Source organism: Pseudomonas sp. S2_B07 (genome assembly GCF_054668435.1).
Genome location: NZ_CP162769.1, coordinates 912,635 through 932,800, shown reverse-complemented (window position 1 = coordinate 932,800; position 20,166 = coordinate 912,635). Strand labels below are relative to the sequence as shown.

The 20,166-nt window shown below is 60.0% G+C and carries 17 protein-coding genes; 5 read left to right on the top strand and 12 right to left on the bottom strand.

Features of this window, described 5'->3' with window-relative positions; translation table 11 throughout:
- The first annotated feature begins 73 nt into the window (after window positions 1-73).
- Window positions 74-1,570, top strand: coding sequence for a helix-turn-helix transcriptional regulator (locus AB4N43_RS04195; protein WP_027923318.1), 1,497 nt, complete (start codon window positions 74-76; stop codon window positions 1,568-1,570).
- Window positions 1,571-1,768: 198 nt separating this feature from the next.
- Window positions 1,769-2,020, top strand: coding sequence for a DUF1652 domain-containing protein (locus AB4N43_RS04190; RefSeq protein WP_027923319.1), 252 nt, complete (start codon window positions 1,769-1,771; stop codon window positions 2,018-2,020).
- A 474-nt stretch (window positions 2,021-2,494) separates the two neighbouring features.
- Here AB4N43_RS04190 and AB4N43_RS04185 read toward each other — a convergent pair whose 3' ends face one another.
- The 11 genes from AB4N43_RS04185 to AB4N43_RS04135 form a co-directional block, all read right to left on the bottom strand.
- Window positions 2,495-3,262 carry an SDR family oxidoreductase gene (locus AB4N43_RS04185; protein ID WP_027923320.1) on the bottom strand — a complete coding sequence of 256 codons (768 nt, stop codon included), beginning with the start codon at window positions 3,260-3,262 and terminating at the stop codon, window positions 2,495-2,497.
- A 44-nt stretch (window positions 3,263-3,306) separates the two neighbouring features.
- Entirely contained in the window at window positions 3,307-4,374 is a 1,068-nt protein-coding gene (locus tag AB4N43_RS04180; RefSeq protein ID WP_027923321.1) for a phosphotransferase family protein, read from the bottom strand.
- 144 nt (window positions 4,375-4,518) lie between these two features.
- Window positions 4,519-5,484, bottom strand: coding sequence for a 2-hydroxyacid dehydrogenase (locus AB4N43_RS04175; protein WP_027923322.1), 966 nt, complete (start codon window positions 5,482-5,484; stop codon window positions 4,519-4,521).
- A gap of 103 nt (window positions 5,485-5,587) precedes the next feature.
- Window positions 5,588-6,187: a TetR/AcrR family transcriptional regulator gene (locus AB4N43_RS04170; RefSeq protein ID WP_194939605.1), complete on the bottom strand. Its 600-nt coding sequence runs from the start codon at window positions 6,185-6,187 to the stop codon at window positions 5,588-5,590.
- A 30-nt stretch (window positions 6,188-6,217) separates the two neighbouring features.
- Window positions 6,218-6,601: a tautomerase family protein gene (locus AB4N43_RS04165; protein ID WP_027923324.1), complete on the bottom strand. Its 384-nt coding sequence runs from the start codon at window positions 6,599-6,601 to the stop codon at window positions 6,218-6,220.
- 131 nt (window positions 6,602-6,732) lie between these two features.
- Window positions 6,733-8,205: an aldehyde dehydrogenase family protein gene (locus AB4N43_RS04160; protein ID WP_059180980.1), complete on the bottom strand. Its 1,473-nt coding sequence runs from the start codon at window positions 8,203-8,205 to the stop codon at window positions 6,733-6,735.
- Window positions 8,198-9,025, bottom strand: a complete 828-nt coding sequence (locus AB4N43_RS04155) for an ABC transporter permease (RefSeq protein ID WP_460153267.1) — start codon at window positions 9,023-9,025, stop codon at window positions 8,198-8,200. The genes AB4N43_RS04160 and AB4N43_RS04155 overlap by 8 nt, the downstream gene beginning before the upstream one ends.
- A gap of 1 nt (window position 9,026) precedes the next feature.
- On the bottom strand, window positions 9,027-9,944 hold the full coding sequence (locus AB4N43_RS04150) for an ABC transporter permease (RefSeq protein ID WP_046031379.1): 918 nt from the start codon (window positions 9,942-9,944) through the stop codon (window positions 9,027-9,029).
- A gap of 31 nt (window positions 9,945-9,975) precedes the next feature.
- On the bottom strand, window positions 9,976-11,118 hold the full coding sequence (locus tag AB4N43_RS04145) for an ABC transporter substrate-binding protein (protein WP_460153265.1): 1,143 nt from the start codon (window positions 11,116-11,118) through the stop codon (window positions 9,976-9,978).
- A gap of 39 nt (window positions 11,119-11,157) precedes the next feature.
- Window positions 11,158-12,273 carry an ABC transporter ATP-binding protein gene (locus AB4N43_RS04140; RefSeq protein WP_059183012.1) on the bottom strand — a complete coding sequence of 372 codons (1,116 nt, stop codon included), beginning with the start codon at window positions 12,271-12,273 and terminating at the stop codon, window positions 11,158-11,160.
- A gap of 105 nt (window positions 12,274-12,378) precedes the next feature.
- Complete coding sequence (locus AB4N43_RS04135) at window positions 12,379-13,188, bottom strand: response regulator transcription factor (RefSeq protein WP_460153262.1); 810 nt, start codon at window positions 13,186-13,188, stop codon at window positions 12,379-12,381.
- Between the two features lie 353 nt (window positions 13,189-13,541).
- Between AB4N43_RS04135 and AB4N43_RS04130 the strand changes: the two genes are divergently transcribed.
- Window positions 13,542-14,822 carry an HAAAP family serine/threonine permease gene (locus AB4N43_RS04130; RefSeq protein WP_027923347.1) on the top strand — a complete coding sequence of 427 codons (1,281 nt, stop codon included), beginning with the start codon at window positions 13,542-13,544 and terminating at the stop codon, window positions 14,820-14,822.
- Window positions 14,823-14,916: 94 nt separating this feature from the next.
- Window positions 14,917-16,569, top strand: coding sequence for a SulP family inorganic anion transporter (locus AB4N43_RS04125; RefSeq protein ID WP_460153260.1), 1,653 nt, complete (start codon window positions 14,917-14,919; stop codon window positions 16,567-16,569).
- A 93-nt stretch (window positions 16,570-16,662) separates the two neighbouring features.
- Here AB4N43_RS04125 and acnB read toward each other — a convergent pair whose 3' ends face one another.
- Window positions 16,663-19,263 (bottom strand): bifunctional aconitate hydratase 2/2-methylisocitrate dehydratase, encoded by a 2,601-nt coding sequence (gene acnB, locus AB4N43_RS04120; protein WP_027923349.1) that lies wholly within the window; start codon window positions 19,261-19,263, stop codon window positions 16,663-16,665.
- A 407-nt stretch (window positions 19,264-19,670) separates the two neighbouring features.
- Here acnB and AB4N43_RS04115 point away from each other — a divergent pair, with 407 nt between their 5' ends.
- Window positions 19,671-20,141, top strand: coding sequence for a DUF1289 domain-containing protein (locus AB4N43_RS04115; RefSeq protein ID WP_027923350.1), 471 nt, complete (start codon window positions 19,671-19,673; stop codon window positions 20,139-20,141).
- Window positions 20,142-20,166 lie beyond the last annotated feature (25 nt).

The following is a 20,166-nucleotide window of genomic DNA, read 5'->3' as shown; positions in this document are numbered from 1 at the left end:
CGATCCCGCTTCTGCGTGGTCGTAATCTTCACTGGGCGCCGTGCATGGGTGCCGCTAAATGTGTGGAGATCCAATGAGTCAGGACGTCCTGAGCACCGAAACCAATCGTCGCCAGTTGCAGCAGATTATTGCCGGTTTGTCCGACGGCGTGATTCTGCTGGAACTCGATCAGACGATCCTCTGGGCCAATGACGCCGCGCTGGCCATGCACGGTGTCGAGCAGATCAACGAACTGGGCGCCAATGCCCGGGAGTACGCCAAGCGCTTCGCCTTGCGCTATCGGAACAATCACCCGGTGCCGAAGGACAATTACCCGGTCAGCCGCGTCGCCCGGGGCGAAACGTTCAGCGATGTGCTGGTTGAAGTCAGTCCGACCGACGATGAAGAGCACATGTGGGTGCACCGGGTGCGCAGCTTGGTGGTGGCCGACAGCGCCGGTGAGCCGGAGTCGCTGGTGCTGATCATGGACGACGTCACCGAATGGGCCAGCGCCGAGCAGCGTTTCGAAAAGACCTTCAACGCCAACCCGGCCCCGGCGGTGATTTGTCGCCTCAGCGATTTGCGTTACATCAAGGTCAACGGCGGTTTCCTGGAGATGACCGGTTTTACCCGCGATCAGGTGATCGGCGTGTCGACTTATGAATTGGACATCCTCGAAGGCGCCGAAAAGAAAGACCTGGCCATCGAGCGTCTGCGCGAGCACGCCACGATTCCACAGATGCAGGCCGAGCTGCGCTTGGCTGACGGTGGCAGCAAACAGGTGATCGTTGCGGGGCAGCCGCTGGAGTTGAACGAAGAAGACTGCATGCTGTTTTCGTTCGTCGACATGGAGCCCCGGCACAAAGCCGAAATTGCCCTGCGCCAGAGCGAGGAGCGCTTCGCCAAGGCCTTTCGCCTGACACCGGTGCCGACGCTGGTATGCAGTGCGCAGGATCAGGTGGTGATCGACGTGAACGAGGCCTTTCTCGACACCCTCGCGTATCCCAGCGAGGAAGTGCTCGGCAAGACGCTCGCGGAGATCGACTTCATCGACGACAAGGCCGCGCGCACGCAGCTGTTTGCAGCGCTGGAGAAGGCCGGGAGCCTGGACCGCGTCGATGTCAGGATCCGCAAAAAAGACACGCTCCTGATTGACTGCACGATCTCGGCTGACACCGTGAATATTCAGGACAGTCCTTGTTACCTGCTGGTGTTGATGGACATCACCGAACGCAAACGCACCGAGCTTGAACTGGTCGCGGCCATCGAGGAGGTGATGAAAGACGCTTCCTGGTTCAGCCGTACGCTGATCGAAAAACTCGCCAACGTGAAAAGCGTCAACTCGCCGAAGTTACCCAGCGTGTCCTTCACCGACCTGACCGCTCGCGAGCGCGATGTACTCGGCCTGATCTGCGAGGGACTGGCCGACAAGGAGATCGCCGTGCGCCTGAAACTGGCGCTGAACACGGTGCGCAATCACGTATCGACGGTGTATTCCAAGCTTGGCGTTCACAGTCGCAGCGAGGCGATTGTCTGGTCCCGCGAGCGCGGACTGTTCTCCAGTGAATGGCGCCCCAAGGGCCAGCGCTAGGGTGCAAATGCACTAGTGGAGGCAGTGCAAATGGACGTGTTGGGACCAGACGCCAGTCCTTAGGCTGTAAGGGTGCGAAAAGGGGGCTTTGACCCCTTCGCGTCCTCTACGAAACAGCTCAAGGAATTGCCCTATGCGTCGCCCACTTAATTTCGTTTCTATCGACGAGGTTGCCAGCCAGCTTAAGGGGGAATCGCAATGATTTACCTGACGCAATTGCGTGCGCTGCTGGAGCAGCACTTTTCACCACGCGCCTGCGAATGCAGCGTGTCGGGAGACAACTCGGTGACGGTAAAGCTGTATCACCCGGAGTCGGGTGAGGTTGACCTGGTGGTCAGCGGGTTGAAGGTGTCGAGCCTAAATTCGCCACAAGCGCTGGCGTCGCTGATTGAAGAGCTGCGTTACGAGTTGCAGAGCAATAGTTTGCATCACCCAGGCGAGAATCAATAAGAGCTGTCGTTTTTCGGGGTAAAAATCGACTTGAGTGGCTTATTTGCTGGCATTGGCCGGTGACTGGGCTATAAGAAATGCGAGGGTAAAATTTTCTGTGACCGGTCCGCGACTTCGCGGTGTTGTCGTCGAGTCGCGGAAAACATCGATTACTTACCGCAGGTCAGCCTATGAACAGTCTTGGAAAACGTGCTTTTTCGCCGCTGTCGCTTGCCTTCTGCATTGCGATCCTCAGCGGCTGCTCCAGTCCACCGCCACCGCCGCCACCGTTACCCCCGGTAGAGCGCCACTGCGAAACCATCGACAAGACCGAAGTGTTGGGTGATGCGAGAGCGGAGGGGGAAGTGAAGCGGATGACCACGACCACGCGCTGCATTACCCAATAGACCCCAAACACAGAACCTGTGGGAGCCGAGCTTGCTCCCACAGGGTTTGTAGTGTGCCAACCCTTAACAGGGTTGCTGACGAATCAAATCAGGACAAGTACCCACCGTCCACATTCAACGAAACCCCAGTGGTGTAGCTCGACGCCTCACTCGCCAGGTACAGCACCGCGCCGGCCATTTCACTCGGATCAGCAACACGCTTGAGCGGAATCTGCTGCAACGCGGTTTTCAGAATCGCATCGTTCTTGACCAGTGCCGAGGCAAACTTGGTGTCGGTCAGGCCTGGCAGCAGGGCGTTGCAGCGGATGCCGAACTGTGCGCATTCCTTGGCGAATACTTTGGTCATGTTGATCACGGCGGCCTTGGTCACCGAGTAGATGCCCTGGAAGATACCCGGCGAGACGCCGTTGATCGAGGCGACGTTGATGATGCTGCCGCCACCGTTTTCGCGCATGATTTTGCCGGCTTCCACCGACATGAAGAAGTAGCCGCGGATGTTGACGTCGACGGTTTTCTGGAAGGCGCTGAGGTCGGTGTCCAGCACGTTGCAGAACTGTGGGTTGGTCGCTGCGTTGTTGACCAGAATGTCGAGACGGCCGAACTGTTCCTTGATACCGGCGAAGACCTGGCTGATCTGCTCCATTTCACCGATGTGGCAAGCGACGGCGGTGGCTTTGCCGCCGGCGGCGATGATCGCGTCGGCCACATGCTGGCAGCCGTCGAGCTTGCGGCTCGAGACGATGACGTGGGCGCCTTGCTGGGCCAGGAGTTTGGCGATGGCTTCACCGATGCCACGGCTGGCGCCGGAAACGAAAGCGATCTTGCCGTCGAGGTCGAACAACTGAGTCTTGGACATGGGGTTCTCTTATGGAAAGTCTTGTTATTGGGCCAGGCGCGTAATCAAAGGCTGGATTTCTGGATGACTTGCAGGCTCATTTGCTCCAGCAGTTTGTTCATGTGAATGAACTGCGCGAAGCGTTTGTCCTGGGTCTGACCATGGAAGAAGCGGTAGTAGATTTGCTGCACGATACCGGCCAGGCGGAACAGGCCGTAGGTGTAGTAGAAGTCGAAATTGTCGATCTGGATGCCCGAACGTTCAGCGTAGTAGTCGACGAATTCACGGCGGGTCAGCATGCCCGGTGCATGGCTGGGCTGGCGGCGCATCAGTTGCACCGGTGCCGGGTCGCTGGCTTCGATCCAGTAGGCGAGGGTGTTGCCCAGATCCATCAGCGGGTCGCCGAGTGTGGTCAGTTCCCAGTCGAGCACACCGATGATCTGCATCGGGTTTTGCGGGTCGAGGATCACGTTGTCGAAGCGATAGTCGTTGTGGACGATGCTGGACGTCGGGTGATCGGCCGGCATTTTGTCGTTGAGCCACGCTTTGACCACGTCCCACTGTGGCGCGTCCGGGGTCAGGGCTTTCTCGTAACGATCACTCCAGCCTTTGATCTGGCGGGCGACATAACCTTCGGGTTTGCCGAGATCACCCAGGCCGTAGGCGGTGTAGTCGACACGGTGCAGTTCAACGAACTTGTCGATGAAGCTTTTGCACAGGGCCTCGGTTTTTGCCGAATCCAGACCCAGTTCCGGCGGCAGTTCGGAGCGCAGGATGATCCCGTTGACCCGTTCCATCACATAGAACTCGGCGCCGATCACCGATTCGTCGGTGCAGTGCACGTAGGCTTTGGGGCAATACGGGAAGCCGTCCTTGAGCTGGTTGAGAATGCGGAATTCACGGCCCATGTCGTGGGCGGACTTGGCCTTGTGGCCAAATGGCGGCCGACGCAGGACAAATTCCTGTTCGGGGTATTCCAGCAGGTACGTCAGGTTCGATGCGCCGCCGGGAAACTGGCTGATCTGCGGCAAACCACTGAGGCCCGGAATGTGTGCCTTGAGGTACGGATCGATCAGGCTGGCATCAAGTTCTTCGCCAGAGCGGATACGGGTGGACTGGTCAGTAAGCGCCATGCTTATCCCTTCTGCTTATTTTGGAGGCCTGCGACTATTGGCTAATCTAATCCGCGCACCCGGCACCCACAACCATGAACGGCCCTTATAGGTGAGCGTGTTGCCGGGCAATCATTGCTTTTGATACACCTGTTTGAATGAACCTCAAATCGCAGCGCTGCTCAGCGATGACGGCAGTTCGATGGGGGTCAAGACCGGGTGGCCGGAGAAGAACGCCATCAGATTGCGTCCCACCAGTTCGACAGTGCCTTGAGTCGCCTCCGGGGACAAACCCGCCACATGAGGCGTCAGGATCACGTTGGCCAGCGACTTGAGCGCCTCCGGCACATGCGGTTCGGCATCGAACACGTCCAGCGCGGCCCCGGCAATGCGTCGTTGTTCAAGCGCACTGATCAGGTCGGTGCTGACGATCACGCTGGCGCGGGCGATGTTGACGAGGAACCCGTTGGGCCCCAAGGCGTCGAGGACTGGCTTGTTGATCAAATGTCGGGTGCCAATGCCGCCAGGGGTCGCGATGATCAGGAAGTCCGAGGTGCGCGCCAGTTCGGTGGGCGTTGAGCAGAAGGTGTACGGCACATCGCTGCGATGCTGGCGGTTGTGGTAACTGACCGTCATGTCGAAGCCATTGGCGGCGCGTTTGGCGATGGCCATGCCGACGGCGCCGAGGCCCAGGATGCCCAGGCGCTTGCCGGCCAGGGAAGGGCGCATGATCTTCGGCCACTCACCACGACGCACTGCCGCATCACAGCGGGGGATGTCACGCACCAGCGCGAGCAGCATGGCCATGGCGTGGTCGGCGACTGATGAGGCATTGACGCCGGCACCGTTGGTCACCGTGATGCCGCGGTCAGCGGCGGCCTGCAGGTCGACGTGTTCGTACCCGGCACCGATGACGCAAATAATCTTGAGATTGGGCAGGGCGGCGATTTCATCGGCGTAAAGACCCAACGGGCCGCGTGTCAGCACAGCATCGATCTGCGCTCCATGACGGCTGATGGCCGCCGCGCGTTCGGCGGGTGTGGGGGCAAGAATCAGGTGAAAACCCTGATGTTCGAGAATCGGCAAGTAATCATTGATGGTTTCAACCAGTACCAGAACGGTTGCAGGCATGTTGCGCTCCTGTGGGCATCGAAATTGTCGGGGCTCGAACGTTGCTTCAGATTGCGGACTCCCGAACAGTTTAGCAACGGCCAACAGTCGCACACGCGGATGTTCAGTTTGATGAACCTTTTGACGTCAGAAAGGTGCGGGCGGCGTCGAGAATTTCATCCGATACGGCCTCACCGCGGGTGGCGCGGGCGAGGGTCAGGGCGCCCACCATCAGCGAGTACTCCACCAGTGCCTGTTGCCGATCGGCATCGACATCGCCCGAATCGAGCAGCGAACCATAGGCTTTCAGCAGCCGGTTGAGCCCCTCCATGAAGGTCTGGCGCAAACCACTGTCGGCTGCTTCGTGGCACATGTCCCCGGCAAAAGCCGCCACCGGGCAGCTGTCACCCGGGTTGTCGCGGCTGGCTGGCGACAGGTAAGGCTCGATCAGCGCACGACGGGCGGCGTCCTTGTCGTCGACATGGGCGGCGATCCGTTCCCGCCAGCGTTCAGCCGATTGCTCGAACGCCCGACCACTGGCTTCCTGCGCCAATGCCTCCTTGGACTCGAAATGCCCATAGAAGCCGCCATGGGTCAGGCCTGCGGCGCCCATGACGTCGACGACACTGATGCCGTGTACGCCTCGCTCGCGAAACAGCCGCGTGGCGGCCTCGACGATGATTTCGCGGTTGAGGTCGGCTTGCTTGCGGGAAACTCGCGGCATCAGTGGCTCACAGGTATGAAAGGTGGGGAATCAAAGGGCGTATTGGGCAATCCCGTTGCCGAACGACCAGTTCTCTTTTTTAACTTCCACCAGATTGATGAACACATCCTCCAGGCGTACCGCCAGCTCGCGATTCAGGCTCTCGGCGATGGTTTTGTAGAGCAGCTTTTTCTTCTCGTCCGTCCGGCCTTCGCTCAGCGTGATCTGGATGATCACCAGATTGTCGGTGCGGTTGATGCCCAGGTATCCAGGGTCGAAGATGAAATGGTGTTCATCGTGTTCCGTCAGGATCTGGAAGTTATCGTTCTCCGGTACGGCAATGGCGCTGTGCATGGCCGCGTAAATCAGCTGGCCGACGCGTTTGGCGAAGGTAGGGTCTTGGTGTTTTTTGATGTCGACACGAACCAGTGGCATGGGATGTCTCCAGAAAAAAGGCCGGTCAGTTAAAAATACATGACGGAGGTCCTTTATCAAGTCAAAGCTGTCATCTGGCGATGAAACATCCACAGGCCGTTTGTGGGAGTGAGCCTCTGATTCGAAATCGACTATTTCAAGTACCAGCCCCACGGTTGGTCACTGATGTACTCGGTGACTTGCTTCACCTCCAAGTAATTGTGCAGTCCCCACTGGCCCAACTCGCGGCCAATCCCGCTGTGTTTCATCCCGCCCCACGGGGCTTCGACGAAGGTCGGCTGCGAGCAGTTGACCCAGATGATCCCCGCGCGTAATTGGTTGGCGACGCGGGCGGTGCGTTGCACATCAGCGCTCATGACCGCGGCGGCGAGGCCGAAGCGGCTGGCGTTGGCCATTTGCACCGCTTGCTCTTCGGTCTTGAAACGCTTGATGCACAGCACCGGGCCGAACACCTCTTCGCGCCAGAGAATGCTGCTGTGTCCCGGCTCGTCGAAGATTGCCGGTTCAATAAAGTAACCTTCAGGCAGATGCGCCGGTCGCCGACCACCGATGAGTAGACGGGCACCGCTGGCGAGGCCTTGATCAATGAAACCAAGGACCTTGTCATGCTGGCTTTGACTGACCAGTGGGCCGAGCAGGACACCGGGTTCCATGCCCGGGCCGATACTGATCTTGCGGGTTTCCTCTACCAGTCGTTCGACCAGTCGCGGGGCAATGTTTTCCTGCACCAGCAGGCGTGACGTGGCGCTGCACACCTGGCCCTGGTTCCAGAAAATCCCGAATAGAATCCATTCCACCGCCGCCTCTACATCGGCGTCGTCGAAGACGATGAATGCAGACTTTCCGCCCAGTTCGAGGCTGATGTTCTTGATGTCGCGGGCGGCCGCCGACATGATTTTCGCCCCGGTGGGCACGCTGCCGGTGAAGGCCAGTTTGTCCACGCCGGAATGCTCGGTGAGCGGGCTGCCGGCGTCGGCACCGAGGCCGGTGACCACGTTCAATACCCCGGCGGGCAAACCAATATGGTCGGCGGCAGCGGCCAGCTCCAGTGCGGTGAGCGGCGTCAGTTCGGACGGTTTCAACACCACCGTGGCGCCTGCAGCCAGGGCCGGCGCGACTTTCCACGCCGCCATCAACAAAGGGTAGTTCCAGGGAATGATCTGCCCGACGACGCCAATCGGCTCATGACGGATACGGCAGCGGAAGCGTGCGTCCGGCAACGCCAGCGGTTGATCCTGCTGGTGATCCAGTTCGCGGGCCAGGCCGGCGTAATATCGGAAGCAACCAATGGCATCGCCGACGTCCCATTGCGCTTCGGGCAATGGTTTACCGTTGTCACGCACTTCCAGTTCGGCCAGGGCCGCTTGGCTGTTTTCCAGTTCATCAGCCAATGCCTCCAGCCATTGCGCGCGTTCGGCGCCGGTGGTCTGGCTCCAGCCATTATCAAACGCTCGGCGTGCGGCGCGCACCGCGTGATCGATGTCTTCTTCGGTGCCCGCGGCTACCCGATGGAAAACGGCTTCGGTGGCCGGGTCGATGACGTCCAGATAACCGCCCAGGTCCGGGCTGACCCACTCGCCGTTGATATAAAGCTGATCACGCATGGTCGGACTCCTGGACGCCGGTGCGGCGGTTTTGCAGAGAGCGGGAAGTGAATAGCAGGGCCAGCGAGGCGCAGATAATGACGGTCGAGACCGCGTTAATTTCTGGCGTCACGCCGCGGCGGATCGATGAAAAGATGTAGATCGGCAACGTCGTTTCAGAACCGGCTACGAAGAACGCGATGATGAAGTCGTCGAAGCTGAAGGTGAACGCCAGCAGGAATCCGGCCATGATTGCCGGGCTGATCTGCGGCAGGGTGACCCGCCAGAACGTTTGCATGGGTGGGGCATAGAGGTCCGCCGAAGCTTCGAGCAAGGCCTTGTCCAGCGAGTCGACGCGGCTGCGCACGATCACCATGACCAGCGCCATGGTAAACAGCGAATGCGCAGCAATCACCGTGGCAAAACCCATGTTCAGACGCGGCACATTCGGTATCCAGCTTGCCAGCAGCGGGTTGATCAGGTCGAACAGGGTAATGAACGCAATCAGCGTCGAGATGCCGATGACGATGCCCGGCACGATGATCGCGCAATAGGTCAGTGCATCGAACAACAGGCGTACTTTTTTACCCGCGCGTTGCAGGCCGAACACGGCCAGGGTTCCGAACAATGTGGCGATCACTGCCGAAGTAAAGGCGATGAACGCACTGTGCCCCAGCGCTTCCATGATGAACGGGTTGCCGAAGGCGCGACCAAACCATTGCACCGAGCAGCATTCGAAGGCCAGGCCACTGCGCCCGGCGTTGAAACTGAACAGCACGATCAACGCGATCGGCGCGTAGAGAAACAAGTACAGCGAGGTCGAATAGCTGCGCAGCCACATGTCACAACCCTCCATCTGCAGGGCGGCCGCCGTAGCGCGCCACCAGTTTCAGATACACGCCGATGATCAGCAGCATCATCGCCACCAGTGTCATTGCCAGGGCACTGCCGAACGGCCAGTTGCGCGACTGCAAGAACAGGTCGACCAGCGCGTTGCCGACAAAGAACACTTTGCCGCCGCCGAGAATCGCTGGGATCAGGAACTCGCCCATTAACAGGATGAACACCAGCATCACTCCGGTGATGATTCCCGGCGCGGACAGCGGCAAGGTGATCCGCCGGAAGCTCTCGAATGCGCTGGCACCAAGATCGGCAGAGGCTTCGAGCAGGCGTTTGTCGAGTTTTTCGAGGCTGACGTAAATCGGAAACACCATCAGTGGCAGGTAGCCGTAGACGATACCGATCAGCACCGCCCACGGCGTGTTGATCAGCCGCACGTCTTCCAGGCCCAAGCTGGCGAGCAGGGCGGGGATACCCTTGCCGCTGAGGATGAAGATCCAGGCGTAGGTGCGGATGAGGAAACTGGTCCAGAACGGTACGATCACCAGCGTCAGCAACAGCGAGCGGTTACGGGTGACCTTGACCGCCAGGAAGTACGCCAGCGGGTAGGCCGCGACCAGGCACACCAGGGTGCCCAGTGGCGCCAGCATCAGCGTGTTGCTGAATGCCGCGCCACGCGAGCCGAGGTTCAGGTAGTTGGCCAGGGTGAAGCCACCGGCGTAGCCACCCACGGCACTGCGCTCGCCGAAACTGAAGACCAGGATGATCACCAGCGGCATCAATAACAGCAGCAGGAACCACAAGGTCGAAGGCAAGAGCATCAGCAGGGTGATCCGCCGACCGAGGCTGCGCCGTTGGCGTACCTCGATTGACAGGGCATTGCCTGGCTGCACCGTTTGCGGGTGGGCGGCAGCATTCATGGGTGACTCCTCATTGGCCATGATCAGGCGATCAGGCGGACTTGAAACGCGCCATCAGTTCGGCGCGCGCCGGGCTGGTGAGCGTTGCGGCGGCGCCGAACTCTAGTGGGCTGAGTGCTTCGGCGGCCGGGTACATGATCGGATCGTCGAGCATCGCGGTGGGAAGCAATGCATCGACCCGTTTATCACCGCTCGGATAGCCGTGACTCAACACTTCGAGCTTGTTGTGCTGCGGGTCGAGCAGGTAATTGATGAAGGCGTAGGCCGCGTCCTTGTGCTCCGAGCTTTTCGGGATGGCAAAGAAATCACTCCACAGTTCGCCTCCTTCCTTGCCCAATTCGAACTGCATCTGCGCGTTGTCGCGGTGCAATTGCGAGGCGTCGCCGGTCCACGACATCGCGAGCCAGGCATCGCCGCTGCGCATTGATGGCTGAATGTCGGAGTTGATGGCGAACAAGTGCGGTTTAACTTCGATCAGCAGTTTTTCCGCGTCGGCCAATTCTTTTGGGTCGAGGGAGTTAAAGCTGTAGCCGAAACTTTTGAGGGCGTTGCCGATGGCGGTCAACTGGTAATCGTGAACCATCGTCCGGCCGCTGGCAGGGCCTTGGGTGGCGGCCCAGAACTCTTTCCAGCTGCTCGGCCCGTTCTTCAGTTTGCCGGCGTCGTAGAGCATGCCGGTGGTACCCCAGTTTTTCGGCACGGCGTACACCTTGCCGTCCACGGTGCCTTGGGCCATGAATTTTTGCTGGAATGCCGAGGCATCGAAGTTGGGGATGCGCGACAGGTCCAGCGGCTCGATCAATCCCAGGCCGACGTAAGTGCTGATGGTGTAGTTGGTCGGAACCAGTACGTCCCAGCCACTGCCACCGGCTTGCAACTTGGCGAGCATTTCTTCGTTGGAACCGAACACGCTCATCGAGACGCGGGCGCCGGTGGTTTTGCCGAAAGTGTCGAGGTTTTCCTGGCTGTGGTAGTTCGGCCACGTCGCGAGTGACAGGCGATCCCCCAGCTTGGCCTGTTCGGCCGCTTCTGCACTGGACGTCAGCAGGCCGGGCATGTTGGTGGCGACCACGGCGGCGGCAATTCCCAGGCCGGTGCGACCAAGAAATTCGCGACGACTGATCGAGCCGTTCTGCCAACTGCGCAGGGTTTTGATAAACGTCTTCTGGTCCATAGCACGCTCCACATCCGGTTGATGAATCGAGTCGATGATTTACAACGCCATGGCCAAGCCATTGGCGTGATCCCAGCCGACGCTCACTGCCGCGCCGTGTTCGAATGCATTGGCGCCGTGATCCTGCTGGCGAGGCACCCGCACGCAGACCACGCCAAAGGCCTGGGTGCGTACGCGGTATTCGGTGGAATTGCCGAGGTAGATGCGGTCTTCCACGCAGCCTTGCAGCTTCACTTCACGGGCCAGTTCGGCGTGGGCGCCGGCAATGCTGATCAACTCCGGGCGCACCGCGATGCACCCGGCGGCGTCTGCGCTCAGGGCCTTGCCGGTTGGCGTCAGCGGGCTGGTCAGCTCCAGGCCTTGCTCGGTACGCAGCACCACCGAATTGCCGTGCAGGTGGCGCACGGTGCCGTTGAACAGATTGGATTCGCCGATGAAGTCGGCGACGTAACGGCTGGCCGGCGCTTCGTACAGTTGTTCCGGGGTGGCCGTCTGGATGATCGAACCGTTGTGCATCACGCTGATGCTGTCGCTCATCGACAAGGCTTCTTCCTGGTCGTGGGTGACCAGCACGAAGGTGATGCCGACCTCGCGCTGCAGACGCAGCAGTTCGGACTGCATTTCCTTGCGCAACTTGCGGTCGAGCGCCGCCAGGGGCTCATCGAGCAATAGCACGGTCGGTTTGTTGACCAGCGCCCGGGCGAGGGCGACGCGTTGCTGTTGGCCGCCGGAGAGTTCGCTCGGTTTACGCTGGCCGAAGCCGCTGAGGCGAACCATTTCCAGGGCCTCATCGGCCATGTGCAATTGGGTTTTCTTATCCGGGCGCGGGGTGCGATAACGCAAGCCATAGGCAATGTTCTGCGCCACCGTCAGGTGAGGGAACAGGGCGTAATGCTGGAACACCATGTTCACCGGCCGTTCGAACGCCGTTACGCCAGCGACGTTTTTGCCGGCCAGACGTACTTCGCCGCTGGTAGGTTGTTCGAAGCCGGCAATCATGCGCAGGGTCGTGGTTTTGCCACAGCCCGAACCACCGAGGAAAGAATGGAACGAGCCACGGCGCACGGCGAAATTCAGGCCGTTGACGGCCGCCACCTCGCCATAGCGTTTGACCACATTGCAGAATTCGATATCGCTTGGCTGGTTGTCATTCACGGTGCGGCTCCCCTTGCAGTGATCAATCATTGCGTCGGGAGCCAAACTAGCAATCGTGGTTTTGCGCTGTATATATCCCTTGGGGGATAGAGTCGTTTTCAGGTGTCAGGCTTCGGCGTGCAGTTCCTGGCCGGTGAGATCGCGGATAAACAGCCCGAGCAACTCAGACTGGCTGCCGATGCCGAGCTTGGCGTAGATGTTCTTGCGGTGAATCTTCACCGTGCCAGGGCTGATGCTCAGTTGCTCGGCCACCGAGGCACTGGAGTGACCGCGCAGCAGCAACTGCACCACTTCCTGTTCACGGCCGGTAAGGATGTGCGCACCGAACTGATCGAACGCTTCGCGGATCTTGAAGTCGAGGTCTTGTGCCGGGCGCGGCTGTTGCGCCTGACGCAAGCGCCAGGCTTCGTTGACGACTTGTTCGACGACGGCCTGTGCGCACTCGATCAACTGCATTTCGTCACGACTGAACGCGCAACTGGCCGAGGAGCGCATCAGCGATAGAACGGCCATGGCGTCGTCGCCCAGCTCGACAAAAAATGCCACTTCTTCGGCCAGGCCGGTCTGCTGGTAATAAGTCAGGTAGTACTCGCCGAGGTAGAAGTGGTCGGGCGCGAACTGGCGCAAGCGCCACAGTCCCGCCGCTTGTCCGCGGGTGCAGGCGAGGTAGAACGGATCGAGCAGATACGGACCGCACTGGTAGTCATCGACATACACCGCACGCTTGTCGGCGGCAAAGGTGTCGAACAGCGCCAACGGTCGGTGATTACCTTCGTAGACGAACAGGACGAAATGATCGACCGGACACACTTGGCGCAACCAATGGCTCAACGCCGATAACCGCGCATGCCCTGCAGGCAGGTCAAGCAGGTGAGCGACACCGCTGGTCCAGAGTTTGAGTTCCTTGGGGCGCATGGCGGTTTCAGACAGGAGTGGAGTGCGATTGGATGCACAAACTACGCCATGGCGGGTTGCGCCTTGCCTCGCGGGACGGGCGCCGGTACGTCAGGGAAAAGACGCACTGCAACAGGGCTGTATGTTACCTAGTGCTACACGTTGGTATCAGAAACGACCGTATCGGCACGCAGCCCTGCTCCTGCGTAACACCCTGAACACTGATCCGCACAACCATTCTTCAGCTAAGTCTTTGCTTCTGTTGATTAATCCCGGACAATCGCGCCCCTGTTTCGGCCAGGGCGCTGCCTGTCGGGTTTTTCCGACTCGTCCTGGCCGGGTAGCAACTGACCGGAATGCGGAGATCCCACCGGATGAATGATCAGGCCAATAGCGTCGACAAACGCTATGTAGCGGCGGCACCAGCGACTCTTTCGAGCTGGAATCGTCATGACACCACCTGGATGCTGGGCCTGTTTGGCACGGCCATCGGGGCCGGCACGCTGTTTCTGCCGATCAATGCGGGGCTGGGCGGCTTCTGGCCGTTGCTGGTCCTGGCGGTGCTGGCGTTCCCCATGACTTTCTACGCGCACCGTGGCCTGACCCGCTTCGTGCTGTCCGGACGCGAAGGCGCGGACATCACCGAAGTGGTGGAAGAACACTTCGGCATCAAGGCCGGTGCGCTGATCACCTTGCTGTATTTCTTTGCGATCTTCCCGATCCTGCTGATCTACAGCGTGGCACTGACCAACACCGTGGGCAGTTTCCTTGAGCATCAACTGCACATCATGCCGCCCCCGCGCGCGGTGTTGTCGTTCGTGCTGATTCTCGGTCTGCTGGCGGTGGTGCGTTGCGGCGAACAGGCGATCGTCAAGGCCATGAGCCTGATGGTGTATCCGTTCATCGTTGCACTGCTGTTTTTGGCGGTGTTCCTGATCCCGCACTGGAACGGCGGCATTCTGTCCACCGCCAGCACGCTGCCTGAGCCGTCGGCGCTGCTGCATACCTTGTGGCTGGCGATTCCGGTGATGGTGTTCTCGTTCAACCACTCGCCGATCATCTCGGCGTTTGCGGTCGACCAGAAGCGTCGTTACGGCGAACACGCCGAAGAGCGCAGCTCGCAGATCCTGTCCCGCGCCCACCTGTTGATGGTGGTGATGGTGCTGTTCTTCGTCTTCAGTTGCGTGCTGACCCTGTCGCCAGCACAACTGGCCGAAGCCAAGGCGCAGAACCTGTCGATCCTGTCGTACCTGGCCAACCACTTCAGCAACCCGACCATCGCCTTCGCGGCGCCGTTGATTGCCTTCGTGGCCATCTCCAAGTCGTTCCTGGGCCACTACATCGGTGCCAGCGAAGGTCTTAAAGGCCTGATCGTCAAAAGCGGCAAGCGCCCGGCACCGAAGACGCTGGACCGCATGACCGCTGCGTTCATGCTGGTGGTGTGCTGGATCGTTGCCACGCTCAACCCGAGCATTCTCGGGATGATTGAAACCCTCGGTGGCCCGGTCATCGCATCGATTCTGTTCCTGATGCCGATGTACGCGATCCGCAAGGTGCCGGCGATGGCGCGTTATCGCGGGCAGGCGTCCAATGTCTTCGTGACGGCGGTGGGCCTGGTGGCGATTACAGCGTTGATCTACTCGCTGACCGCGTGATCGTTCGGCCTGCTCGCGCAGCGCCGGATTGACAGCTACAGTGGCCGCTGCGCGTATTGCGCGCAGCGGTTTTTTTTCGCCTGGAGACACCGGATTGCCCAGCGCCTCACCCCAAAATTTCACTGAACAACCCAATCGCTGGCAGGACCTGCTGGCCGGGTTGTCGATTGCCGGCCTGTTGTTGCCGGAAGCGGTCGCGTATTCAAGTATTGCCGCCGTGGCGCCGCAGGCCGGGGTGATCGCCTTGTTTGCCGGTTTGCTGTGTTACGGGCTGTTCGGCACCAGCCGTTTCGCCATTGTCTCGGCGACATCGTCGTCGGCAGCGGTATTGGCTGCCGCCACCGCGACGCTGGCCAACGGCGATCCGCAACTGCGCTCTACCCTGGCCATCGGCCTGGTGCTGGTGACTGGCGCGTTCTTCCTGCTGGCCGGGTTGTTCAAGCTGGGCAGCGTGACTTCGTTCATCGCAAAACCGGTGCTGCGCGGCTTTGCCTTTGGCCTGGCGCTGACCATCATTCTCAAGCAAGTCGCCAGTGTGGTCGGGGTGCCCCTGACCAACGGCATTCTGGTGCACTTTCTGCCGCAATTGCTGGAGCAACTGCCGCAATGGAATTGGGTGGCGGCGGGTGTCGCCGCCGTGGCGTTGGCCTTGCTGGTGCTGTGTGCAAGGTTCCGGCGCTTGCCGGGCGGCTTGCTGGTGGTGGTGATCGGCATTGCGGCGAGTCAATGGCTGAACCTGCCGGCGTATGGCGTGAAGCTGATCGGCGTGATCGATCTGAGCCTGGAGGTACCGAAGCTGCCAGAGTTGCCTTTCACTGACTGGTTGCGCCTGGGTGAATTGGCCTTTGCCATGGTGATGATCCTGTACGCGGAGTCTTACGGCTCGATCAGCGCCTACGCGCTCAAGCACGGCGACCGGATCTCGTCGAATCGCGATTTGCTGGCACTGGGGGCGTCCAACCTGTTGTCCGGGTTGTTTCATGGCATGCCGGCGGGGGCAGGGTACTCGGCAACGTCGGCCAATGAAGCGGCCGGCGCCACGTCGCGATTGGCGGGTGGCGTGGCGGCGCTGGTGGTGTTGCTCATCGTTTTGACCGTGTTGCCCTACATCGCCCTGACCCCGGAGCCGATTCTCGCCGCCATCGTCATCCATGCTCTGGCGCGAGGCTTGAGCCTGCAACCGCTGGGACGCTATTTCATCTGGCGACGCGATCGGTTGCTGGTCATTTGCGCGGTGGCCGCCGTGCTGGTGCTGGGTGTGCTGGACGGGTTGCTGCTGTCGGTGGCGATCAGCGTGGTGTTGATGCTCAAGCAAATGTCGGCAGCGGACATTCAGATCCTCGGGCGCATTGATGGCGGTCACGACTTTGTCGACCTGCACCTTCATCCGACGGCGCAAACAGTGCCAGGGGTTTTGATCGTCCGGCCGGGGGAGGCGTTGTTCTTTGCCAACGTCGAGCGGATTCTGGGCAGCACGTTGCACTTGATCCGTCATTCGCAGACGCCGATTCATTCGGTGGTTCTTAGCCTGGAGGAGTCGCCGGACCTGGATGGCACCAGTATTGAGGCATTGCAGGAATTTTTTGTGCGGGTGCGGGGGGAAGGGAAGCAGCTGGTGCTCGCCCGGCTCAAGGACTCGGCGCAGGCCGCATTGGCGGCGTTGCCGGAAGTGCAGGATACACAGGTGATCCTCAGCGGTTTGAGCGTGGATGACGCGGTGCAACAAGCCCTCAAGACCAGCGCATAACCCTTGTAGGAGTGTGTAAGGGCATAGCCATCGCAGGCATAAAAAAACGCCGCTCATCTCACGATGGGCGGCGTTTTCTATTGCGTTGCAGCGTTAGGCTTGAACGACCGGAATGTTGGCGTTCGCAGCAGCTTCACGGAACTCGGCGATCTGGTCGAAGGACAGGTAGCGGTAGACATCAGCCGCCATGCTGTCGATCTTGCCAGCGTATTCCATGTACTCCTCGACGGTCGGCAGGCGACCCAGGATGGAAGCCACAGACGCCAGCTCAGCCGAAGCCAGGTAGACGTTCGCGCCGTCACCCAGACGGTTCGGGAAGTTACGGGTCGACGTCGACACCACAGTCGAATTCGGTTCTACGCGAGCCTGGTTACCCATGCACAGCGAGCAGCCCGGCATTTCCATGCGTGCGCCGGCCTTGCCGTAGATGCCGTAGTAGCCTTCTTCGGTCAGCTGGTGAGCGTCCATTTTGGTCGGTGGCGACAGCCACAGACGGGTAGGAAGCTGACCCTTGACCTGATCCAGCAGCTTACCGGCCGCGCGGAAGTGACCGATGTTGGTCATGCACGAACCGATGAACACTTCGTCGATCTTCTCGCCAGCAACGCTGGACAGCAGACGGGCGTCGTCCGGATCGTTTGGCGCGCAGAGCACAGGCTCTTTGATGTCGGCCAGGTCGATTTCGATGATTTCAGCGTATTCGGCGTCAGCATCGGCCACCATCAACTCAGGGTTGGCGATCCAGGCTTCCATCGCTTGAGCACGGCGTTCCAGAGTCCGTGCATCGCCGTAGCCTTCGCCGATCATCCAGCGCAGCAGGGTGATGTTGGAGCTCAGGTACTCGGTGATCGACTCTTTCGACAGCTTGATGGTGCAACCGGCAGCCGAACGTTCGGCCGAGGCGTCGGACAGCTCGAAAGCCTGTTCGATGCTCAGGTTGTCCAGGCCTTCGATTTCCAGGATGCGACCGGAGAAAGCGTTCTTCTTGCCTTTCTTCTCAACGGTCAACAGGCCAGCCTGAATCGCGAAGTAAGGAATGGCGTGAACCAGGTCACGCAGGGTGACGCCCGGTTGCATCTTGCCTTTGAAGCGCACCAGGATCGATTCCGGCATGTCCAGCGGCATAACGCCAGTGGCTGCGGCAAACGCCACCAGGCCGGAACCGGCCGGGAACGAAATGCCCATCGGGAAACGGGTGTGCGAGTCACCACCGGTACCGACGGTGTCCGGCAGCAGCATACGGTTCAGCCAGCTGTGGATGATGCCGTCGCCCGGACGCAGGGAAACGCCGCCGCGGGTCATGATGAAGTCTGGCAGGGTGTGGTGGGTGGTCACGTCGATCGGCTTAGGGTAAGCCGCGGTGTGGCAGAAGGACTGCATCACCAGATCAGCGGAGAAGCCCAGGCACGCCAGGTCTTTCAGTTCGTCACGGGTCATTGGACCGGTGGTGTCCTGGGAGCCGACGGTGGTCATCTTCGGTTCGCAGTAGGTGCCTGGACGCACACCGGCTACGCCGCACGCCTTGCCGACCATTTTCTGCGCCAGGGTGAAGCCCTTGGTGCTTTCGATCGGGGCATCCGGTTTCTTGAACAGGTCGAACGCTGGCAGACCCAGTTCGGCGCGAGCCTTGTCGGTCAGGCCACGGCCGATGATCAGCGGAATACGACCGCCGGCACGGACTTCGTCCAACAGCACCGGGGTCTTCATTTCGAAGGTGGTGATGACTTCGTCGGTACCGTGCTTGCAGACTTTGCCTGCGTGCGGGTACAGGTCGATCACGTCGCCCATGTTGATGTTGGTCACATCAAATTCGATCGGCAGGGCGCCGGCATCTTCCATGGTGTTGTAGAAGATCGGAGCAATTTTGCTGCCGAAGCAGAAACCGCCAGCGCGCTTGTTCGGTACGTAAGGAACGTCGTCGCCGAAGAACCACAGCACCGAGTTGGTCGCGGATTTACGCGACGAACCGGTACCCACTACGTCACCGACGTAGGCGATCGGGAAGCCGCTGTTGCGCATTTCTTCGATCTGCTTCATCGGGCCGATGGAGCCTTGTACGTCGGGCACGATGCCGTCGCGGGCCATTTTCAGCATGGCCAGGGCGTGCAGCGGGATGTCCGGGCGGGACCAGGCGTCCGGAGCAGGGGACAGGTCGTCGGTGTTGGTTTCGCCGGTGACCTTGAACACGCGCAGGCTGATCTTGTCGGCCAGTACCGGGCGGTTTTTGAACCACTCGCCGTCAGCCCAGGATTGCAGCACGCCTTGTGCGTGAACGTTACCGTTCTTGGCGCGTTCAGCGACGTCGTGGAAGGCGTCGAACATCAACAGGGTGTGCTTGAGTTCTTTGGCAGCCACTGGCGCCAGTTCGGCGTCGTCCAGCAGGTTGACCAGGGTCACGATGTTGTAGCCGCCCTGCATGGTGCCGAGCAGTTCTACAGCGCGCTTCTTGTCGATCAGGGGGGATTTGGCTTCGCCTTTGGCGAGGGCAGACAGGAAGCCGGCCTTGACATAGGCTGCTTCGTCCACGCCAGGTGGAACGCGATTGGTGATCAGGTCAACGAGGAAAGCTTCTTCGCCAGCCGGAGGATTCTTCAGCAGCTCGATCAGGCCTGCAGTTTGTTCGGCGTTAAGCGGCTGGGGAACGATACCCAGTGCTGCACGCTCTTCGATATGTTTGCGGTAGGCTTCAAGCACAGTTATTACCCTCATCAGTGGTCCCAAATGGGTGTCCGGGACGCTCATCCCGAAATTGCCGTACTCATGCGCTGCGTGGCGTTGTGGGCCACTTAGCCAGAATTACCGACAATTCCTTACAGAAGCTGCTTTCAAAGTTTTACGCCTGCAGAACGGGAGCTGATGAGGGTTGGCGTTGGGCTTTTCCCCGCTGGAAAAACCCTTCGCCAACACCGCTCTGAAGGAACGACTGTGCTCGTGACGCTTTGAAAACAGCTTCTAACGGACATTGGCGCCTTAAAAGGCTGGCTGATTCTACGGCAAAAAAAAATTAAAGGTAAGTTAGCCCCCGAATTTTGAGGGGTGATCAATGTTAGACAAAGGGCTAACATGCCGACCTGTTCTGCTTTCCCGTGTTTTGCCTACCTATGCCCAATCAGACCATCAAGACTCCCTGCGTCGGCCTCTGCTCCACCGTTTACGGTGACCTGGTGTGCCGCGGCTGCAAGCGTTTCCACCACGAAGTGATCAACTGGAATGGTTACAACGAGGAGGAGAAGCGCGCGGTATGGCTGCGTCTTGAGCAATTGCTGTCCCAGGTGATGGCCAGCAAGCTGGAGGTTTTCGATCCCCAGCGCCTGCGCTTGCAACTGGAGCAACGCAAGATTCGCTTCGTGCCGCATCAGTCGGAGTATTGCTGGGCGTATCAGCTGATTGCCCGTGGGGCGCGGGTGATCAATAACCTGGAGGCTTACGGGATGGTGCTGATGCCGGAGTTTCGTGACTGGAACCTGCCGGAATTGCGTGATGCCATTGATCGGGAATTCTTTTTGCTGTCTGAGGCGCATTACCAACGGTACATCGCACCGGGCTTTCTAAAAGACGCCTTCGGCGCCTGAAAGCATCGTCGGAACGCCGCCCGGA